This is a genomic window from Streptomyces sp. WMMB303 (assembly GCF_029351045.1).
In the GTDB taxonomy this organism is placed as follows: Bacteria; Actinomycetota; Actinomycetes; order Streptomycetales; family Streptomycetaceae; genus Streptomyces.
Window position 1 is genome coordinate 2,610,001 of the sequence record NZ_JARKIN010000001.1, and the last position, 19,400, is coordinate 2,629,400.

General features: G+C 73.2%; 15 protein-coding genes (1 of these 15 running past the window's edge). 4 read left to right on the plus strand and 11 right to left on the minus strand.

The genetic code is table 11. The features are described from left to right. A protein-coding gene (locus P2424_RS11655) for an RDD family protein (protein WP_276475684.1) crosses the window boundary here: on the plus strand, positions 1–365 show its 3' end. It extends 565 nt beyond the left edge of the window; the window shows 365 of its 930 coding nt (coding positions 566–930); its start codon lies off the left edge, out of view; its stop codon occupies positions 363–365. Positions 366–453: 88 nt separating this feature from the next. Here P2424_RS11655 and P2424_RS11660 read toward each other — a convergent pair whose 3' ends face one another. Both P2424_RS11660 and ahcY read right to left on the minus strand, forming a co-directional pair. After that, complete coding sequence (locus tag P2424_RS11660; protein WP_276475685.1) at positions 454–1,074, minus strand: hypothetical protein; 621 nt, start codon at positions 1,072–1,074, stop codon at positions 454–456. 366 nt (positions 1,075–1,440) lie between these two features. Then, a complete protein-coding gene (gene ahcY / locus P2424_RS11665) occupies positions 1,441–2,901 on the minus strand; it encodes an adenosylhomocysteinase (RefSeq protein WP_276475686.1) in 1,461 nt (486 codons plus the stop codon). Between the two features lie 397 nt (positions 2,902–3,298). Between ahcY and P2424_RS11670 the strand changes: the two genes are divergently transcribed. Beyond that, positions 3,299–5,461, plus strand: coding sequence for a fructose-specific PTS transporter subunit EIIC (locus tag P2424_RS11670; RefSeq protein ID WP_276475687.1), 2,163 nt, complete (start codon positions 3,299–3,301; stop codon positions 5,459–5,461). A gap of 157 nt (positions 5,462–5,618) precedes the next feature. Here P2424_RS11670 and P2424_RS11675 read toward each other — a convergent pair whose 3' ends face one another. The 6 genes from P2424_RS11675 to P2424_RS11700 form a co-directional block, all read right to left on the minus strand. After that, positions 5,619–6,605, minus strand: a complete 987-nt coding sequence (locus P2424_RS11675) for a cation diffusion facilitator family transporter (protein ID WP_276475688.1) — start codon at positions 6,603–6,605, stop codon at positions 5,619–5,621. A 39-nt stretch (positions 6,606–6,644) separates the two neighbouring features. Next, positions 6,645–7,829, minus strand: a complete 1,185-nt coding sequence (gene manA, locus P2424_RS11680) for a mannose-6-phosphate isomerase, class I (RefSeq protein ID WP_276475689.1) — start codon at positions 7,827–7,829, stop codon at positions 6,645–6,647. Between the two features lie 77 nt (positions 7,830–7,906). Further along, complete coding sequence (locus tag P2424_RS11685) at positions 7,907–9,112, minus strand: SIS domain-containing protein (protein WP_276475690.1); 1,206 nt, start codon at positions 9,110–9,112, stop codon at positions 7,907–7,909. 134 nt (positions 9,113–9,246) lie between these two features. Further along, positions 9,247–9,420, minus strand: coding sequence for a Trm112 family protein (locus P2424_RS11690; RefSeq protein WP_019356880.1), 174 nt, complete (start codon positions 9,418–9,420; stop codon positions 9,247–9,249). Between the two features lie 112 nt (positions 9,421–9,532). Beyond that, positions 9,533–10,918 carry a phosphomannomutase/phosphoglucomutase gene (locus tag P2424_RS11695; RefSeq protein WP_276475691.1) on the minus strand — a complete coding sequence of 462 codons (1,386 nt, stop codon included), beginning with the start codon at positions 10,916–10,918 and terminating at the stop codon, positions 9,533–9,535. 84 nt (positions 10,919–11,002) lie between these two features. Further along, positions 11,003–11,440 carry a DUF3499 domain-containing protein gene (locus P2424_RS11700; protein WP_276478935.1) on the minus strand — a complete coding sequence of 146 codons (438 nt, stop codon included), beginning with the start codon at positions 11,438–11,440 and terminating at the stop codon, positions 11,003–11,005. Between the two features lie 148 nt (positions 11,441–11,588). On the opposite strand from P2424_RS11700, the gene P2424_RS11705 reads away from it, so the two are divergent. Next, complete coding sequence (locus P2424_RS11705) at positions 11,589–12,038, plus strand: metallopeptidase family protein (RefSeq protein ID WP_276475692.1); 450 nt, start codon at positions 11,589–11,591, stop codon at positions 12,036–12,038. 48 nt (positions 12,039–12,086) lie between these two features. Here the strand turns inward: P2424_RS11705 and P2424_RS11710 are convergent, their stop codons facing one another. The 3 genes from P2424_RS11710 to P2424_RS11720 form a co-directional block, all read right to left on the minus strand. Next, positions 12,087–13,679 (minus strand): DUF5719 family protein, encoded by a 1,593-nt coding sequence (locus P2424_RS11710; RefSeq protein WP_276475693.1) that lies wholly within the window; start codon positions 13,677–13,679, stop codon positions 12,087–12,089. Next, on the minus strand, positions 13,676–17,485 hold the full coding sequence (locus tag P2424_RS11715) for a glycosyltransferase family 2 protein (RefSeq protein WP_276475694.1): 3,810 nt from the start codon (positions 17,483–17,485) through the stop codon (positions 13,676–13,678). The genes P2424_RS11710 and P2424_RS11715 overlap by 4 nt, the downstream gene beginning before the upstream one ends. A gap of 281 nt (positions 17,486–17,766) precedes the next feature. After that, positions 17,767–18,030 (minus strand): WhiB family transcriptional regulator, encoded by a 264-nt coding sequence (locus P2424_RS11720; protein WP_004952403.1) that lies wholly within the window; start codon positions 18,028–18,030, stop codon positions 17,767–17,769. 814 nt (positions 18,031–18,844) lie between these two features. Here P2424_RS11720 and P2424_RS11725 point away from each other — a divergent pair. Further along, complete coding sequence (locus P2424_RS11725) at positions 18,845–19,390, plus strand: cysteine dioxygenase family protein (protein WP_276475695.1); 546 nt, start codon at positions 18,845–18,847, stop codon at positions 19,388–19,390. The last annotated feature ends 10 nt before the right edge of the window (positions 19,391–19,400 follow it).

The following is a 19,400-nucleotide window of genomic DNA, read 5'->3' on the forward strand; positions in this document are numbered from 1 at the left end:
AGTTCCTGCTGCGTGCCGAGCAGTTGGATCCCGCTGTGCGGCACTCGATGGCGGAACGGCTGGCGGACGATGTCATCGCGCGGACCGGCGCACCGGTGCCGCAGGGGGTGCCCGCCGTCAGCTATCTGGCCGGGGTCGCTGCGGAGCGGCGGGAGCGGGAGGCTCGGCGGTCTTTCGGTTCGCCAGGAATGCCGCATTCCTCGTCGCCGGAGCCGCAGCCCCAGCCGTCGCCCCAGCCCCAGCCCCAGCCGTCACCGTCCACGGCGACGCCGTCTCCGCCCGGCTCGGGGAGGGAGAGCTCGGCCTCGGACGGGGGCGAGAACGGACCGTCTGCTCCGCGTACGGGCTTCGTGCCTCCTTCCTAGGCACTCTGCCGGACCGGCCGGGCAAGGGCTCCCGCAGCCGGACCCCGTCAGAGCACGGGGGCTCATTCCCACGCGTGGCCTCCGCTCGCTATCCCTGGTCGAACACCGACGGGGGTGACTCCAGGTCCTCCAACTCGATGCCCGGGGCGGCCAGGACGACGTCGCCGGCGAGGTGTACAGCGTGCTGCTCCCCCGTCTCCACTTCGTTGACCTGGTAGCTGTGCACGACGAGCGGGCCGTTGTCGGTGGCGTGTGCTTCGCTGTCGGACAGCGCCCAGGACTGGTCCAGAGTGCGGGGAGCGAGAACGGGGGGTGTGAACGCGACGAGGCGCACGCGGGTCGCCCGGTCACCGAGAGCCGGGCGCAGCAGCCGTGCGGTCGCGATGAGGAACGCGGGGGAAGCCCCGGTGAAGGAGTGCGCGGCGGCGTTGCCTTCCTGTGCGTGCTCGCCCATGGGGTCGGAACGCACCCAGGTGACGCCGTCGAGTGCCGCTCCGCGGATCCGCCAGTTCGCGGCGCGGAGTTCGAGCCGGATCGGGCGGCCGAGATCGTCGAGGGTGAGGTCGACGGAGCCGCTGTGCTCACCCGCGGGGTCGGTGAGCTGCGAGACGTAGCGCCAGCCGGAGGGGCCGGTGGCGCAGTGGAAGTGTTCTTCTCCGAGAAGGGTGTGGTCGTGCGGATCGTGCAGCGAATAGCGGCCGCGGGGCATGGGCGGTGTCCGGGGTCGGTGCGGTGACGGGCAGGTCCCCGCGGGGGCGGAGGGCCTGGGCCGGTCCGAGGCAGGTCCGGGTCCGGCGGGGGTGCTGCCGCCGGGCTCGGCGCGCGGCCCGTAGGGCCGTGCGTGCTGAAGCGCGGACCGTACCGCCCTCCGGAGGTGTCGGAGACGGCTCGGCCGGGTGGTACCGGACTCGGCCCGGTACCACCGTACGGCCTTCCGCTGTCGGCACATCGGCGCGTACCGGCGGATCTCCGGCGCGCACCGCCGGAGATCCGTCAGCGCGTACCGGACGGGCCGGGCGCGCGGGTTCCGCACAGTCGCGTACGCCGCCCGCACCGGCCCGACCGGTTGCGGTGCTCAGTAGCGGTAGTGGTCCGGCTTGTAGGGGCCCTCGACCGGAACGCCGATGTAGGACGCCTGCTCCGGGCGGAGTGTGGTCAGCTTGGCGCCCAGGGCCTCCAGGTGGAGGCGGGCGACCTTCTCGTCGAGGTGCTTGGGCAGGACGTAGACGTCGGTCGGGTAGGACTCGGGCTTGGTGAACAGTTCGATCTGGGCGATCGTCTGGTCGGCGAAGCTGTTGGACATCACGAACGAGGGGTGGCCGGTGGCGTTGCCCAGGTTCAGCAGGCGGCCCTCGGAGAGGATGATGAGGGTCTTGCCGTCCTTGAAGGTCCAGGTGTGGACCTGCGGCTTGACCTCGTCCTTGACGATGCCGTCGATGGCGGCGAGGCCCGCCATGTCGATCTCGTTGTCGAAGTGGCCGATGTTGCCGACGATGGCCTGGTGCTTCATCTTGGCCATGTCCGAGGCCATGATGATGTCCTTGTTGCCGGTGGTGGTGATGAAGATGTCGGCGGTCTCGACCACGTCGTCCAGGGTCACCACCTGGTAGCCGTCCATCGCGGCCTGCAGGGCGCAGATCGGGTCGATCTCGGTGATCATGACCCGGGCGCCCTGGCCGCGCAGGGACTCGGCGCAGCCCTTGCCGACGTCGCCGTAGCCGCACACGACGGCCGTCTTGCCGCCGATGAGGACGTCGGTTGCACGGTTGATGCCGTCGACCAGCGAGTGGCGGCAGCCGTACTTGTTGTCGAACTTCGACTTGGTGACGGCGTCGTTGACGTTGATCGCCGGGAAGAGCAGTGTGCCCGCCTGGTGCATCTCGTACAGGCGGTGGACGCCGGTGGTGGTCTCCTCGGTGACGCCGCGGATCTCCGAGGCGAGCTGGGTCCACTTCTGCGGGTTCTCGCCGAGGGTGCGGTTGAGCACCGAGAGGACGACGCGGTGCTCGTCGTTCTCGGCGGTGTCGACCGAGGGTGCGGAGCCGGCCTTCTCGCACTCGACGCCCTGGTGCACCAGGAGGGTGGCGTCACCACCGTCGTCGAGGATCATGTTCGGGCCGCCGGTGCTGGCGTTCGGCCAGGTGAGGGCCTGCTCCGTGCACCACCAGTACTCCTCCAGGGTCTCGCCCTTCCAGGCGAAGACCGGGATGCCCTTCGGGTTCTCCGGGGTGCCGTCGGGGCCGACGGCGACAGCCGCGGCGGCGTGGTCCTGGGTGGAGAAGATGTTGCAGGAGGCCCAGCGGACCTCGGCCCCCAGGGCGACCAGCGTTTCGATGAGCACCGCCGTCTGGACGGTCATGTGCAGGGAGCCGGTGACACGGGCGCCCGCGAGCGGCTGGTCGGCGGCGTATTCCTTGCGGATCGCCATCAGGCCGGGCATCTCGTGCTCGGCCAGCTTGATCTCCTTGCGGCCGAAGGCCGCCAGCGAGAGGTCCGCGACCTTGAAGTCCTGGCCGGTCGTGGAGGTCGTCGTCATTGCGAGCTGCTCCTCGGTGTCGAGAAATAAGGCTGGCTGGTCCGTGCTGCGGCGCCGGGGCGGTGCGGTGCCGGTCGCGCGGAGGCGCGCATCGTGACCGGGCACACTCGTCCCCTGCTCGCAGCTCAGTCCGTCGGAGGCCCTCTCTCCCTCGGTGGCCCGGGGTCCGGGCCTCCCGACCGCCATCAGCAGCGACGTCTGGCTCTACGAATCTACACCGCCCGTCCAGGGGACAAGACGGGCGGCGCCGACAGCAAGGGCGCCTCGGGGTCGGTTTTCGGCCGCTTGCTTTTTTGCCCGTCCGGCTGGTTCGGTGCACCCTGCGGCTTCTGCGACTGCGACTGCGATGGCGCGAGAACGCATCCCTCCACCCCTTGGCCGAGCTAGGAGTTCCCACGTGACCAGTCCTGCCGACCCCCGAGACGGAGCGGCTCCCCCGGCCGACCCGGGGCTGAAACTGCTTGCTGTGACGGCGTGTCCGACCGGTATCGCCCATACGTACATGGCGGCGGAAAAACTGACCCAGGCCGCACAATCCCGTGGTATCGCCATGAAGGTGGAGACCCAGGGGTCCATCGGCGCCGAGAACGTCCTGACTGACAACGATGTCAACGCTGCGGACGGTGTGATCGTCGCCGCCGACAAGGACGTGGACCTCAGCCGGTTCGGCGGCAAGCGGGTGCTCTGCGTGGGAGTCGCGGAGGGCATCAGCGACCCCGGCGGGCTCCTCGACCGAGTACGCGAGGCCCCGGTGCACCCGGGCGGCGCGGCCTCGGCTCCGGCCGGAGACGCCCGCGTCGGCGACACCGGCGGCGGAAGCGGCGACGGGAGCGACGGCAGCCCCGGCCCGGCCGGGGCCAGGGGCCGGGAGCGCAGTGCCGGCTACAAGGCGCTGATGAACGGTGTCTCGTACATGATCCCGTTCGTGGTGGTCGGCGGGCTGCTGATCGCGGTCTCGCTCGCGCTGGGCGGGAATCCGCAGGCCGACGGCGGTCTGGTGATCCCCGACGGCAGCTTCTGGAAGCACGTGAACGACATCGGCGTGATCGGGTTCACGCTGATGGTGCCGATCCTCTCCGGCTACATCGCCTACGCGATCGGCGACCGTCCCGCGCTGGTGCCCGGCATGATCGGCGGCTGGATCGCCAACACCGGCGAGCTGTACGACTCCGAGTCCGGTGCGGGCTTCATCGGCGCGATCGTCACCGGGTTCCTGGCCGGGTACTTGGTGCGCTCGATCAAGCTGATACCGGTCTCGCGGTTCGTACGGCCCATCATGCCGATCATCGTGATCCCGATCGTGGCGACCTCCGCGCTCGGCCTGTTCTTCATCTACGTCATCGGCAGGCCGATCTCCTGGGTCTTCGAGAACCTCACCGACTTCCTGGGCGGCATGACCGGGACCAGCGCCGCGCTGCTGGGCGTGGTGCTCGGGCTGATGATCGCCTTCGACATGGGCGGCCCGGTCAACAAGACCGCGTTCCTGTTCGGGGCCGGGCTGGTCTCCAAGAGCCCCGAGGTGATGGGGATGTGCGCGGCGGCCATCCCGGTGCCGCCGCTGGGACAGGGACTCGCGACGCTGCTGCGCCGCAGGCTCTACTCCGACCAGGAGCGGGAGACCGGCCTGGCCGCACTGTTCATGGGCTTCTTCGGCATCACGGAGGGCGCCATCCCGTTCGCCGCCGCGCGGCCCGCCACGGTGATCCCGGCGAACATGCTCGGCGGCGCCGTCGCGGGCGGCATCGCCGGGCTGGCCTCGGTCGGGGACAACGTGCCGCACGGCGGGCCGATCGTGGCGGTGCTGGGCGCGGTCGACGGTGTGGCGATGTTCTTCGTGGCGCTGCTGATCGGTGCCGCGGTCACGGCAGCCACCACGGTCGGCCTGGCGACGCTCGGAGCACGGCGTTCCGGGCAGGACACTCCCGGCGCGGACGCCGCGGAGCGTCCCGTGCCGGCCCAGCGCGTGGCGGCGCACAGCGCGAGCGGCACCGCGCCCGAGGCGGGCCCGTCAGCCGGGGAGCCCCAGGCCGCCGAGGACGCACCCGGGGCCGCGGGCACCGGCCCGGAAGGCGGCACCGCGCCCGAGGCCGCCGCGGAGTTCTCCGGGGTGCTCTCCGGCTATCTGTCAGCGGAGACCGTGCGCGAGCAGCTCGCGGCCGACGGCAAGGAAGCCGCTGTCCGGGAGATGGCCGAGCTGTTGGGCCGCAGCGGCGCGGTCGCCGACAGCGAGGCGCTCGTACAAGCCGCGCTCGCCCGCGAGGAGCAGGGCACGACGGGGCTCGGCGAGGAGATCGCCGTCCCGCATGCCAAGACGGACGCGGTCACCGCTCCGGTCGTCGGGTTCGCGCGGTCCGCCGAGGGCATCGAGTGGGGCTCGCTGGACGGGACCAGGGCGCGGCTGGTGTTCATGATCGCGGTCCCTGAGGCGGCGGCGGGCGACGAACACCTGCGGATCCTGGCGCTGCTGTCACGGAAGTTGACGGATCCCGCGTTCCGCGCCCGGTTGCTGGCGGCTCCGGACGAGGGCGCGGTGCTGGCCGCGCTCGCCGAGATCGGCTGAGCCCGGCGCACCGTCGGCGCCGGGACAGCACCCCACCGCGGCAGTGCCGACGCCACGAGGGGGCCCGCCCACGATCCCACGGGGCGGGCCCTCGCGCCGCACGCGGCGGCCGCGCGGGCCCGGCGCAACCGGGAGGGCGGACGGCCCGGTGGCCCGGTCAGGCGCCGGGGCCGCGACCGGACGCGTCAGCCGGTTCCGCCGCCGACGCCGCCGGCTCCGGCCCGGTGTCCTGCTCCGCACGGTAGACGTCCGGCTCCAGGTAGATGACCCGGGCGATCGGGACGGCTTCGCGGACGCGGTGTTCCGCGGCGTCGATGGCACGGGCCACCTGTGCGGCCGTGTCGTCGTGCCGGACGGCGACCTTGGCGGCCACCAGCAGCTCCTCGGGGCCCAGGTGCAGGGTGCGCATGTGGATGACGCGGGTGACCGTCTCCCCGTCGACGAGCGCGGCGCGGATCCGGTCCCGTTCGGCCGGGGCGGCTGACTCGCCCAGCAGCAGCGACTTGGTCTCCGCCGCGAGGACCAGTGCGATGACGACGAGCAGCGCACCGATGCACATGGTGCCCACACCGTCCCAGACGCCGTTGCCGGTGAGCAGGGCGAGGCCGACGCCGCCGAGGGCGAGGAGGAGGCCGACGAGCGCGCCGAGGTCCTCCAGCAGCACGACCGGCAGTTCGGGCGCCTTGGCGCGGCGTACGAACTGGGTCCAGCTCTGCTTCCCGCGGATCTCGTTGGACTCCCGGACGGCGGTCCGGAAGGAGAAGCCCTCGGCCACCACGGCGAAGACGAGCACGCCGACCGGCCAGTACCAGTGCTCGATCTCGTGCGGGTGGGCGATCTTCTCGTAGCCCTCGTAGAGCGCGAAGACGCCACCGACGGTGAACAGGACGATGGAGACCAGGAAGCCGTAGATGTAGCGCTCCCGGCCGTAGCCGAAGGGGTGTTCCTCGTTGGCTTCCTTCTTGGCCTTCTTGCCGCCCAGCAACAGGAGGGCCTGGTTCCCGGAGTCGGCCACGGAGTGGACGCCCTCGGCCAGCATGGAGGCCGAGCCGCTGAAGGCCGCCGCGACGAACTTGGCGACGGCGATGGCCAGGTTGGCGCCCAGCGCGGCGACGATCGCCTTTGTTCCGCCTGATGCACTCACGAGTGAGAGGTCCCTTCCTGCTGCTGTGCGACCGTCCGATCAGACGGCAGCGGTGGCGCGGAAGAGCGTACCGTCACCCGAGATCCGTACCGCCTCGTCCACCGGGATGTAGGCGGACTGCCCGGGTGCGAGGGTGAGTTCCGCCCTGCCGTCGGCCCCGCCGTGCAAAACGACGGCTCCCGCGGTGCACAGCAGGATCTGCGCGGCGGACGGGTCCAGTGGGTGCGCAGGGGCGTCGGGGACGAGGACGAAGCGGGAGAGCCGGAACTCTCCGGCGGGGGTCTCGTAGACCTCCTCACCGCTCGCCTCGTCGGCCTCGGGCCGCAGTACGCCCGGCTCGGTGTGCTCGAAGCGCACGATGCGCAGCAGTTCGGGCACGTCCACGTGCTTGGGCGTCAGGCCGCAGCGCAGCACGTTGTCGGAGCCGGCCATGATCTCGACGCCGAGACCGCTGAGGTAGGCGTGCGGCACCCCGGCGGCGAGGTACAGCGCCTCGCCGGGACGCAGCACGACGTGGTTGAGGAGCATCGCGGCGAGCACTCCGGGGTCGCCCGGGTAGTGGTGCGCGATGTCCGCGTACACCGCGTACTCGGGGCGGGCTGCGGCGGCTTCGGCGGCCGCGGAGACGGTGGCGTGCATCGCGTCCCGGTCCGCCGTCAGCAGGGCGGAGAGCACTTCGCGCAGTGCCTCGCCGCCGGGGCGGGCGTGCAGGATGTCGACGTAGGGCTTCAGTCCGGGCACGCCGAGTCCGTCCAGCAGCGCGGCGGCCTCCTCGGGGTGCCGGAATCCGCACAGTCCCTCGAACGGGGTCAGGGCGCAGAGGAGTTCGGGCTTGTGGCTGTCGTCCTTGTAGTTGCGCTCAGGAGCCTCCAGCGGGATACCGCGCGCCTCCTCGTCGGCGTAGCCCTGCGCAGCCTGCGTGCTGTCGGGGTGCACCTGGAGGGAGAGCGGGGCCGCGGCTGCCAGCAGCTTCAGCAGGAAAGGCAGCCGGGGGCCGTAGCTGCGCACCGTCGGGGTGCCCAGTTCCCGCTCCGGAGCGGCGTCGATCACCTCGGACAGCGGGCGCGGTCCGGCGCCCCGGTCGATGCGGGAGGGTGCGCCGGGGTGTGCCCCCATCCACAGTTCGGCCTGCGGGCGGCCGGTGGGCTCCTGACCGAGCAGTTCCGGGATGGCGGTGGTGGAGCCCCAGGCGTAGGGCCTGACGGAGTTCTCCAGACGGTCCATGAGAGGTGCTGTTCCTGTCGTGCGGGGAGGGGTTCCGTGCGGGGTGCGGCGGGCGCGGCGTCATGCCGGGTGCCGCCTCACGCCCGAGTGTCGCGTCCTGCCCAAGGGGAGTCGCTGTCGGCGAGCGTGAGGTGAACGGCGGCGAAATCGGCGGTGGCGATCAGTTCGGCGGCCGCCTCCAGCGGACCGCTGCCCTCGGCCGGTTCCAGCTCGCTGAGCGCCGCTCCGTGCGCGTAGGCCAGGTCGCGGGCCGGCACGGTCGCGGATTCGCCGCCGGGAGACGCCTCACGTAGCAGGACGACGCGGACGCGGGTCGTCTGCTCGTCCTCGACCCGGTCGCGGAAGAAGTCGTCCTGGCCGGAGGCCGGGGCGAAGGGACCGGTCAGCAGCGCTCCGTGGGCGGTCAGGGCCTCGGGCAGGCCCGCCGCGAGCGCGGGGCGGCCGCAGAGCGCGGCCAGGACCGCGGACCAGTGCCGCGCCGCGGCGCCCGCGACGCCGCCCTCGCTCCACAGCAGCGGCAGCGAGCCGGCCAGTTCGACGGCCAGGGTCTTGCCGGGGTTGCTGTAGGTCGGGACGGCCGGTCCGCAGCGTTCGGCGACCTCGTCCAGCCGGTCGGCGAGCCGGGCGAGGTCCGCCGGGCCGCTGCGGGTCAGTCCGAGGCGGTCGCAGAGCAGCAGCAGCGGGGTGAGCAGGCTCCAGAAGGTGCCGGGTCCGCCGCCGGGCGGAGCCGCGGGGGCCGCCGGATCCAGCGGGTGCTCGGGGCGGTCCGGCGAGGAGTGGACCTCGTGGGGGGCCGGGGCCGGGGGCAGGGTGAGGCCGCGGGTCTCACCGAGCGCGTCGGTCAGCGGGGTGCCGCGCGGGGTGACGGCGACGACGGTGCAGCCGCGCCGGTACGCGTGGTCGAGCAGCGCCGTGAGGCCGGGTTCGGTGCCGTCCGGGGTGACGAGCAGCAGCAGGTCCAGCGGGCCCGCCCAGCCCGGCAGGGTCCAGCGCAGTGCGTCGCCCGCGGCCTGGGCGCCGGTGGGGCGCAGAGCGGTGACGGGCAGAGAGCCGTTGGTGAGGGCGCCCAGCAGGTCGGCGACGCACGCGGTGGCGGCCCCCGGACCGGCGACCAGGAGCGCGCGGGGGCGGCCCTCCGGCCGGAGCGTGTCCACGCCTGCCTCGGCTGCCTGCCGGATGCCGGTGCGGACGTGCGCGCCGGCTTGTGCGGCGCCGCGCAGCAGACCGCGGACGTCGGCGCGGGCCAGGTCCTCGGGGGCGTCGAGGAGCGTCTCGTCGAGCATCTTCCGTGGCCTCCGATCGGCTTCCGGTGCTACGCGCCGCGGCAGCGGCCGCTGGGCGGCTCCGGCGGCTCGCTTCCCGGCTCTGGTGGGCCGGCGCGTCCCGGTGGGGGCGCCGCGTGCCGCCGCGTGACGGCTCAGGCGGGCCGGCGGGCCTCGTCCACCAGGAGCACCGGGATGCCGTCGCGTACGGGGTAGGCCAGGCCGCACTCCGCGTCCCCGGTGCACTGCAGTTCGTCGCCCTCCTCGCGCAGCGGCGCGTGGCACGCCGGACAGGCGAGGATCTCCAGGAGTCCGGCTTCGAGCGGCATGTCTTCCTCCAGGTGCGGTGTGCGCTGCGGCTGCGGCTGCGGCTGCGTTGCGGCTGCGGTGACTGTGCCGTCAGGGTACCGCCGGGTGCGGTCGGCGGTACCGGGGCGGTCCTCAGACCGTGAGGGTCCGCTCGCCCTCCGCCCGCACGATGGCCAGCACCTCGTCACGGACCCGCTCGACCGTGCCGGCGTCACGGGCCTCCACGTTCAGCCGCAGCAGCGGTTCGGTGTTGGAGGGACGCAGGTTGAACCACCAGTTGACGCCGGTGACGGTGAGGCCGTCCAACTCGTCCATGGTGACGCTCTCGCGGCCCGCGAAGGCGGCCTTGACAGCTGCTGTGCGGTTGAACTGGTCCTCGACGGTGCTGTTGATCTCGCCCGAGGAGGCGTAGCGGTCGAAGTGGGCGACGAGGCGGGAGAGGGTGCCGTCCTGTCCGCCGAGCGCGGCCAGTACATGGAGGGCGGCGAGCATGCCGGTGTCGGCGTTCCAGAAGTCGCGGAAGTAGTAGTGGGCCGAGTGCTCGCCGCCGAAAATGGCGCCCGTCCTGGCCATCTCCTGCTTGATGAAGGAATGACCGACGCGGGTGCGGACCGGCTGCCCGCCGCTCTCCCTGATCACCTCGGGGACGGACCAGGAGGTGATCAGGTTGTGGATGACGGTGGAGCCGGGCGCCTTGGCCAGCTCGCGCGAGGCGACCAGCGCGGTGATCGCGGACGGCGGGACCGGGTCGCCCTTCTCGTCCACCACGAAGCAGCGGTCGGCGTCGCCGTCGAAGGCCAGGCCGAGGTCGGCGCCGACCTCGCGGACCCGGTGCTGCAGGTCGACGATGTTCTTCGGATCGAGCGGATTGGCTTCGTGGTTGGGGAAGGTGCCGTCCAGCTCGAAGTACATGTCGTGGAGTTCTAGCGGCAGCCCGGCCAGCACGAAGGGGACGGTCAGGCCGCCCATCCCGTTGCCCGCGTCGACCACCACCTTGAGCCGGCGGATCTGCGAGAGGTCGACCAGGGAGTGCAGGTGCTCGGCGTACTCCGCGAGCATGTCCCGCTGGGTGACGGTGCCTTGGGGCTTGCCGGAGGCGGGTGCGCCGCCGCTGTCCGACCACCGCTCCACCAGGGTGCGGATCTCGGCCAGCCCGGTCTCCTCGCCCACCGGCGCCGCACCCGCCCGGCACATCTTGATGCCGTTGTAGCGGGCGGGGTTGTGGCTGGCGGTGAACATCGCGCCGGGCAGGTCGAGTTTGCCGCTGGCGAAGTACAGCTCGTCGGTCGAACACAGGCCGATCTCGGTGACGTCGGCACCCTGCCCGGCCGCGCCCCGGCCGAACGCCCGGACGAGACCGGGCGAGGAGGGCCGCATGTCGTGTCCGACGACGAGTGCGGAAGCTCCGGTGACATGGACGAAGGCGGCGCCGAACAGCTCGGCTGTCGCCTCGTCCCACTGGTCCGGCACCACACCGCGCACGTCGTACGCCTTCACGATCTGAGACAGATCAGCCACGGCCAGCCTCTCCTGGGTCGTCGGTCGTAAACGGTCCCAAATCTACCCGCGGGACGGAAGGGCGCCGTGCGGCAGCGCGGTGCGCTACGGCTCCGGGGACCGCAGGACCCTCAGATGGCCGCGCCGGGCGACCTCCGTCGCGTCGGCCTCGGCCGCCTCGGGTCCGCCGCGCGGGGTCGGGCCCCGCGGGTCGGGGCGCGGTGTCCGGGCCGCCTCCCGCACGGCGTCGGCCAGGGCTTCCAGATCGTCGCCGCTGGGGCGGGCCGCGGCCGAGTCGACGGCGAGCCGCACCACCTCCCAGCCGCGCGGTGCGGTGAGCCGCTCGGAGTGCTCGGCGCACAGGTCGTAGCAGTGCGGCTCGGCGTAGGTGGCGAGGGGGCCCAGGACGGCGGTGGAGTCCGCGTAGACGTACGTCAGCGTCGCGACGGCGGGACGACCGCAAGCGGTGCGCGAACAGCGACGTACAGGGCTCACAGCGTTGGACCGTACCGCACTCTTGAGCGGGCTGCGACGACTCGCCAGGACGTCACCCTGCCGTGTCGTCCGTGTTCTCCGGAAACGTCTGATCTGCTGAAAGGCAGACCGAGCGGTTCGGCGTCCCCTCCCCCGCCGGCCCGCACCCGCCCGTCGCGCCCCGCGCGGGCCCCGCGGCGGGCTACGCTCGGGGGCGATGGACAGCCCCGTACCGCCGCGCCGGGCGGACTCCCGACCGCGCCGCCGAGACCGCCACGGCCGCGGCATGCGCGGCCCCGTCGCCCCTCCCCAAGTACCGCTCGCCATCAGCCGGGCAGAGGCGTTCGACGACCTGGTGCGCGACTCGGTGACCCGCCTGGAGCGGCACTGGCCGCAACTGGCGGGCGTCGAGTTCGCCGTCCAGGAGGTGCCGCGGTCGGACAACGGGGAGGTGCGCGAGGGCGACGACGCCGTGCCGCTGGGCCGGGTCACCGAGGGCAGTGGCGAGCACCCGGACCGCGTGATCGTCTTCCGGCGCCCGGTGGAGATCCGCAGTCGGAGCAGGGACGAGCGGGCCCTTCTGGTGCACGAGGTGGTGGTCGAGCAGGTGGCCGAACTGCTGGGCCTGGAACCCGAGTCGGTGGACCCCCGCTACGGTCAGGACTAGACCCGCCGGTGGGAGCGGACGGTCCGGTCCCCCGTCCGCTCCACGCGCTCAGTCGTCGTTGAGCACCGACAGGTCCTGGGCCGACTCGGGTACGGCGACCGTGCTCCGGTCGTCCGGGAGTGTCTGGACCGTGAATCCGGAAACGCCGGACTGCTCGCGCTCCAGCGTGCGGGAGGCGTAGACCGGGCCGCCCGAGAGGCGCTCCACCGTCACCGCGTATCCGCCCTTGCCGTCCGCGGGACGGGGCGGGGTGAACGCCTTGGTGGTGTGCGCCTTGAGCGTCACGGTGGTGCTCTTGGCGCTGCCGCCGCCGCTGCCGGGCGACGCGGTCACCCGGACCTTCGCGCCGCCCTCCGGGGCGGCGAGCGCCAGCGTGGTCCCGCGCGCGGTGTTGCCTGCGGCGGTGGCCCGCTTCTGCACCGGCACCGTCGCCGGGACGAACGCCGTCTCCTGCTTGCTCCCCTTGCCGCGCAGCACCCGCGCCGCCGCCACCACATCGGGGGCGTCCTCGCCGTCCTCGGCCGGGGAGAGCACCAGCGACCCGGCCTCGCCCTTGATCAGGCCCTTGAGGTCGACGGTGGTGACCATGCCCGCCTTCACGTGCAGGGACTCGTGCCCGGCCGGGCTGATCCGCCCGGACTTGCCCGCGAGCTGCACCTTCAGGTCCGCGTCCGCGCCGCCGGGGGCGAGCACCGAGAGCCGGACGGCCGTCGCGTCCTCGGGGATGCCCGGCAGTACTTGACCGGGCCCGGGGTCGGCGGCGGGCGCCAGCCAGTCACCGCCCAGCTTGCGGTCCGAGGACTGGACCTGGGCACCCACCCGGCCGGACCGCGCGACCACGTGCAGCGTCACGTTGGTGACCGGTTCGGGGGTCAGAGTGGACAGCAGTACGGGAACCGTGGCGTGCGGCGGGACGGTGATCCCCTCGCCGCTGCCCTGTCCGGCCTGCTCCGCCTTCTCCTCGCCTTCCTTGCCGTACAGCTCCAGGTCGACGACCGCGGGGGTGCTGTCCGGGTTGGTGAGGTGGACGTAGTCCTGCCGGCCCTCGGCCGTACTGGCGCCCGGGAACCAGAACGAGGTGTCCGGCACCGAGCAGGACGTGCCCTGCAGACCGCGCCCCGCTCCGGCGGCGACGGTCGTCGTCTGCTGCACCGTCCAGCCCGGCGCGAAAGGACCGTCGGCGGTGCCGGTCAGCGCGGGAGCCTCGGGGTCGTCCGTCTCGGCCGCGACCGGGGTGCCTGGGCTGCTGAGGGAGAGGAAGGGCTTGCCGTTCCCCTTCTCCTTCTCTGCGGTCTCCTCGCCTCCCGCACCCTCCTCGGAGCCCTTGTCGTCCTTGTCGCCCTTGCCGTCCTTGCCGTCAGCCGGGTCCTCCGGGTCGGCGCGCTCGGCCGGGTACAGGGCCGCGCCGCCTTTCTTGCCGGGGCCGCCCTTGGGTGTGAACGCCTCGTAGGTGGTCTCCGCGACATCGGACGTGCTCGGTGACGGGCAGACCAGCGTCGAGCGCTCCACCGGCTTGCGGGCCGCCGTCCCGAGGCTCTCGGCGCTGCTCGCCGCCTCTCCGGGGGCGGTGAGCGCGGCGACGCCGGTCACGGCGGCGAGCGCGACGGTGACCGCTCCGACGCTGAGGACTGTGCGGTTCACTGCTGCTCGCTCCCGTCGCCGTTGCCGTACCTGCTGTCGTGGCCGTACGCGCCGCCGTGGTCGTGGCCCTGCGGGTGGTCGTACGGCGCGGCGTACTGCTGCGCCGCGTACTGCTGGGCCTGCCATTCCTCGTAGGACTGCTGCTGGTAGGCGTCGTAGCCGGGCTGGGCGCCGTAGTACTGCTGCTCCTGGTGCCCCTGGTCGTACGGCTGCTGCGGCAGCTGACCGTAGGGGGCCGCACCGTAGGCGTCGTAGGGGGGCTGCTCGTACGGAGCGCCCTGTCCGTAGCCCGCCGGGTCGGCGTACGGGGACTGCTGCGGCACATAGGGCTGCCGGCCGTACGGGTCGTACTCCGACTGGTCCGGCATCGGCTGCCGGCCGTACGGGTCGTACTCGGGCTGGTCCGGCATCGGCTGCTGCGGCGGCGCCGGGTCGGCGGGCGGCATCGGGGGCTGTTCCTGCGCGGACTGCGCGGGGGACGCCTCGGCGGCCTCTGCTGCGGCGCGGAGCCTGCGGGCCCTGCGGCCCTCTCCCGCCGCCGACGGGTCCGGCGCCGCCGGCTCGGTCTCGGGCAGGTCGTCGTCCACGTCCCGGCGTCGGCCCGGCAGTGCGAGGACGACGACGACCAGCAGCAGGAAGCCCTGCGCCCACACCCATACGGTGTGCGAGAGGGGCGTCCGATAGTCGAGCTCCAGCTTGCCGCCGCTGGTCGGCAGTTCGAAGCCCTGCGCCCAGCCGTCCACCGTGACGCTCTTGAGCGGGCTGCCGTCGAGGGTGGCCTGCCAGCCGGCGTCGGCACGGTCCGCGAGCCGCAGCACCCGTCCCGAGGGGCCGGACGGCAGCGTCGCGTGCGAGGCGACCGGACCGGCCGGCACGGCCACCGGGGCGGTCACCGCGCCGCCGGCGCCGTTGTCCGGGTCGCCCGGGACGATCGAGACGCGCGACACCTGGCGGTCGACGCGCCACAGCGCGCTGCCGTCCTCCTGGCTGAGCCGGGTCAGTCCGGGCGTGGCGTCCAGGGTGCGGCTGACCCGGCGCGCGGCGCCGTCGCGCAGCAGCACGTACCGGACCGCGTAGCCGCCCAGTTGGCTGGTCTGGTCGGCGCCGGAGCCGGCCACCAGATTGGAGACCACTCCGTCCAGGCGCCCGTCGTCGCCCTCGGCCGCCGCCAGGTCGGCGTCGCCCAGCCGGGCGCCCGCGCCGCGGGTGAGCGTGTAGGTGACGCCCGTGGCGCCCTCGGGCTGGTCCAGGACCAGAGTGCGGGCCTGGTCGCTGGTGGTGCTCTCCTCGGCGACGAACGCGGGCACCTGTACCGGGTCGCGCCGCGAGAGCGGACCGTCGGCGCCGCCCAGCATCCATCCCCCGGCGGCGACCAGCGGGGCGAGCACGCAGGCGGCGGCGACCAGGGCGGCGGCGGGCTGACGCCAGCCGAAGCTCTGCGCAGCCACCCGCTCCTTGGCGCCCTCGGCACCGACCGCGGCGGCGCACAGCAGCGCGAGCCCGTAGACGAGCGTGGCGGGGCCGGCCCAGGCGGAGCCGTTGGACACCGCGGCCGCCAGCAGCCCGGCCAGCGCTGCGACCCACGCGGCGGAGACGGCGAGCCGCCGCTCGCTGCGCAGCAGGGCGGCGAGCCCGGCCAGGACGAGGCCGACGAGGAACAGCCCGTCCGTGGTCCCCGGGCCGCCCGGGGAGAGGGTCAGCAGGTCGAACGCGGAGGCCGCGCCGGTGCCGTACTCCAGACCGGCCTCGCCGAGGAACTGCGCGGGGCTGGTGAACAGCGACAGCGACCACGGCGCGAGCAGCACCAGCGGCGTCCCCAGGACGGCGGCCAGCCGGGCGAGGAGCGCGCCGAGCGAGGCGCCGTCCGCGCGGCGCACGGCGAGCACCGCGACCGCCAGCACGGCGGCGATCAGCCACACGACGGGGGTGAACGCGGTCGTGAACGTCAGCAGCAGCGCATAGGCCCAGGCCGCGCGCCAGCCGCCCCTGCCGCGCAGTCCGCTCGCCGCCACGGCGGCCCGCGCCAGCAGCGGCAGCAGTACGGCGAGCACGGCGGTGCCGATGCGGCCCTGGGCGAGCGCGCCGGTGGCGGCGGGCAGGAACGCGTAGGCGACGCTTCCCCAGGCGCGCACCAGGCGGGAGTCGGCCAGGGGGCGGGAGGCGAAGTAGGCGGTGACACCGGCGAGCGGGACCGAGCAGACCAGCAGCACGGTCAGGGCGAATCCGGTGCTGCCGAACAGCAGGGTGGCGAACGTGGCCAGGACGGCGAGATAGGGAGGTGCCGCTACGGTGCCGCCGGTTCCCACCGGATGCCATCCCTCCGCGTAGCGCGCCCACAGCTCCGAGACCCCGTCGGGCACGGGCAGCAGCGCGCCGCCCGCCAGCTCGCCGCCGCCCAGCAGCGCCCGGCAGGCCACCAGGGAGACGCCCAGCAGGACGGCGAACAGGACGGGCCCGGGCTTCTGTCCGAGCCGCTTGACGCGTGCGAACTGTTCGACCTCCAGGAAGTCCGCGTCCTCGTCCCCGGGGCCCGACTCGGCGGCGCCGTGCCGGCCCGCGGTGGAGGAGTCCGGTTCGGGGCGTCCGGGAAGGCTGCTGGTGGCCTGTTCGAGGGTGGCTCGCAGAGTGGCCCCGGGGGGCGGGAAGAGCGGCCGCAGCTCCTTGTGCGGCACGGCGGGTCTGCCCCGTCGGCGGCGCGCCGCCAGGACGCGGCCGCCGCGCAGCAGGGTGCCGGAGAGGCCGGTGATCTCGTCCAGGGCCTGTCCGGGCACCTTGCCGATGAGATAGCCGAGGGTGCGCAGCACGGTGCCGACGACCAGGCGCAGCAGCACCCACGGCAACAGGGTGCCGGGCACGTTGGCGAGCAGGGTGTAGACGGCGCCCGCCTTGTCCACGCGGTGCGGGCTGGCACCGCTGCTGGAGCGCCCCACGCAGTCGACCGGGCGGCGTTCCCGGGAGGCGGCCTCGGCGTGCCGCAGCACGGCGTCCGGGACGGTCAGCACCCGGTGCCCGGCGGACTGGGCGCGCCAGCACAGGTCGACGTCGTCACGCATCAGGGGCAGCCGGCGGTCGAATCCGCCGAGCTGGTCGAAGACGTCGCGGCGGATGAGCATGCCGGCGGTGGAGACGGCCAGCACGGGGCGCACCTGGTCGTGTTGGCCCTGGTCCTGCTCGCGGCGCTCGATGCCGGTCCAGCGCCGTCCGCTGTGCGCGATGGAGACCCCGGCCTCCAGGAGCTGGCGTTTGTCGTACCAACTGCGCAGTTTGGGGCCGACGACGCCGACGGAGGGGTCCGCGTCGACGACCCGCAGGAGCTGGGCCAGGGCGTCCGGTTCGGGGGCACAGTCGTCGTGCAGCAGCCACAGCCACTCCACGGGCTCGCCGTAGGGCAGCTCGGGCAGGTCGTAGGTGTCGTCGCGCCAGGTGCGGTTGACCGGGTCCCAGCCGCTGGGCCGCTTGAGATACGGCAGGTCCTCGGGGGTGAGCCGGCGCGCGGTGCGTGCGGCCTCCTCGACGGCGGTGCCGAACCCGGTGCGCCGCGCCATGTGCAGGACGCGCTCGGCGCCGAGCGCGTCGGTCAGCAGCCGGGCGGTGTCGTCCGCGCTGCCGGTGTCGGCCGCGATGATGTTCTGCACGGGGCGGTTCTGTTCCAGCAGTCCGCTCAGTGCGCGGGGAAGCCAGCGGGCGCCGTCGTGGGCGACGAGGACGGCGGTGACGACGTGCCGGGGGGACTCGGGCGGCTCCAAGGTGGCCAACCCTGCTGCGGCCGCCTCGTAGTGGGCCGCCATGTGGCTGTGCACGGACATCGAGGTAGGGGCCCTCCCCGGGGTGCCGGGGCCTCGCGGCGGTGCCGCGGTGTGGCTGCAAGCCCCCGGAAGACGCGTATCGGAGCGGTGAGCGCACGCCCTTGCCAGGGTGGTGTGCGTCGTGGACGGCCCCACACTAACGGCTCACCCTCACGCGCCCGGCGCCTCCGCGCAACTGCCCGGGGCCGGCTGCTGGTTGCCCGGCTCGCGGTGCACGGCCCGGCCCGGTCGTCCGGGCCCCTCCTGGGTGCGGCTGTTCGACGGTCCGGCGCGCGGCCGGGTCAGACAGCGGCTTTCTTCAGTCGGCGCCGTTCACGCTCGGACAGGCCGCCCCAAATACCGAAACGCTCGTCATTGGCGAGGGCGTATTCGAGGCATTCGGAGCGGACTTCACACGCGAGGCAGACCTTTTTCGCTTCGCGGGTGGATCCGCCCTTCTCGGGGAAGAACGACTCCGGGTCGGTCTGCGCGCACAGGGCGCGCTCCTGCCAACCCAGCTCCTCGTCCGCCTCTTCGACCAGCAGTTGTTGGAACAGCTCGGTCATGTGCGCCCCTCGATCCGTCTCTTCGACCCCGTGATGCTGTCGTTATCGAACCCTCATGAACGACACGAGTGAAATTACAAGTGTGCCGATCCGGGGCAGTCAAGCCGAGATCTGCTATTGAGCCCGTTATTCACCCGGCGGAACCAAGCTTTCGCAGTAAGTGTTCAAATCACTACGAAATATGACACTCGTGCTCGGAGCCAGAGCGTTTTCCCGGCTCCTGTATTCAGAACGCGATGACCTGCGGTCACGTTCCGCACCAACCCTCGGATGGCCCTGATCACACTCTGATCACGAAGGCGCAACGGCGTGCAGGCCGGGCTACTGCGCCAGGTCTCCCGCGCGGGCGGGCGCAAACCTTTCACCGGTCGAGGACGCCGGAAGGGGTGAAACATTCGCCACAAACGCGACAACAGGTTGACACCTGGGGCACGGGGGCGCTGTTCTGGAGCGCATGGCAGTGACCTCTGAGACCCGTACGACCGGTGGCGCCCCCGCCATGCGGTCTGCCGGAGGTGCCCGCGCGCACCTCCGTGCCGCCTCTCATGTCCTGGAGCCGCACCGCTGTCGCTGTCCGCGCGGCTGCCACACACCCTGTCGCTGAGGTGCCGCCGAGGTGCCGCTGAGGTCCGGCCCGCGCTGATCCGAGCACCCGCGACCCGCCACCGAGCAGCCGCTCCGACGGAGTGCGTTCCCCCCCTCCGCACACCCCGCACGCCCTGTCGCGCCCCCTTTCCCGCCGCCCCGGCTCGCACCGGGTGCGGCTCCGCCCGCCGCCCGGCTCCGGTCGGCCCGCACAAAGGCACTTCCGCACGTGAACAGCGACCTCGAAATCGCGGGCGACCCGCTCGCCGTCCCCCATCTGCTCCCCGCTCCCCCGGCCCACCCGGCCACCGTCGCGGACTTCGCCGGGCTGATCAGCGCACTGGCCGCCGACCGGGCCGCCTGGGCGCCGCTGGTGCGCTACGACCCGACCCTGCGCTGGTACCACCGGTTGCGCACCGGCCCGGGCTACGAGATGTGGCTGCTGAGCTGGCTGCCCGGGCAGGGCAGCGGCCGGCACGACCACGGGCGCTCGTCCGGCGTGTTCGGCGTGCTCGTGGGTGAACTGACCGAGCACGGGCACGCCGCGACCGGAGGCGGACGCGGCACGAGCGGCACGGCCGGACCCGGCACCCGAGTGCTCGGCACCGGCACGGTGCGCGTCTTCGCGCCCGGATATGTGCACGAAGTGGTCAACGACGGGCTGGAACCCGTCGTGAGTGTGCACATCTACACGCCCGGACTGACCGAGATGCCCCAGCACTGCTCCAGCGGCCCCCGCGCCGCACGGAATCCGGCGCAGGCGTCGCCGGCCTGACGCCGGGGAC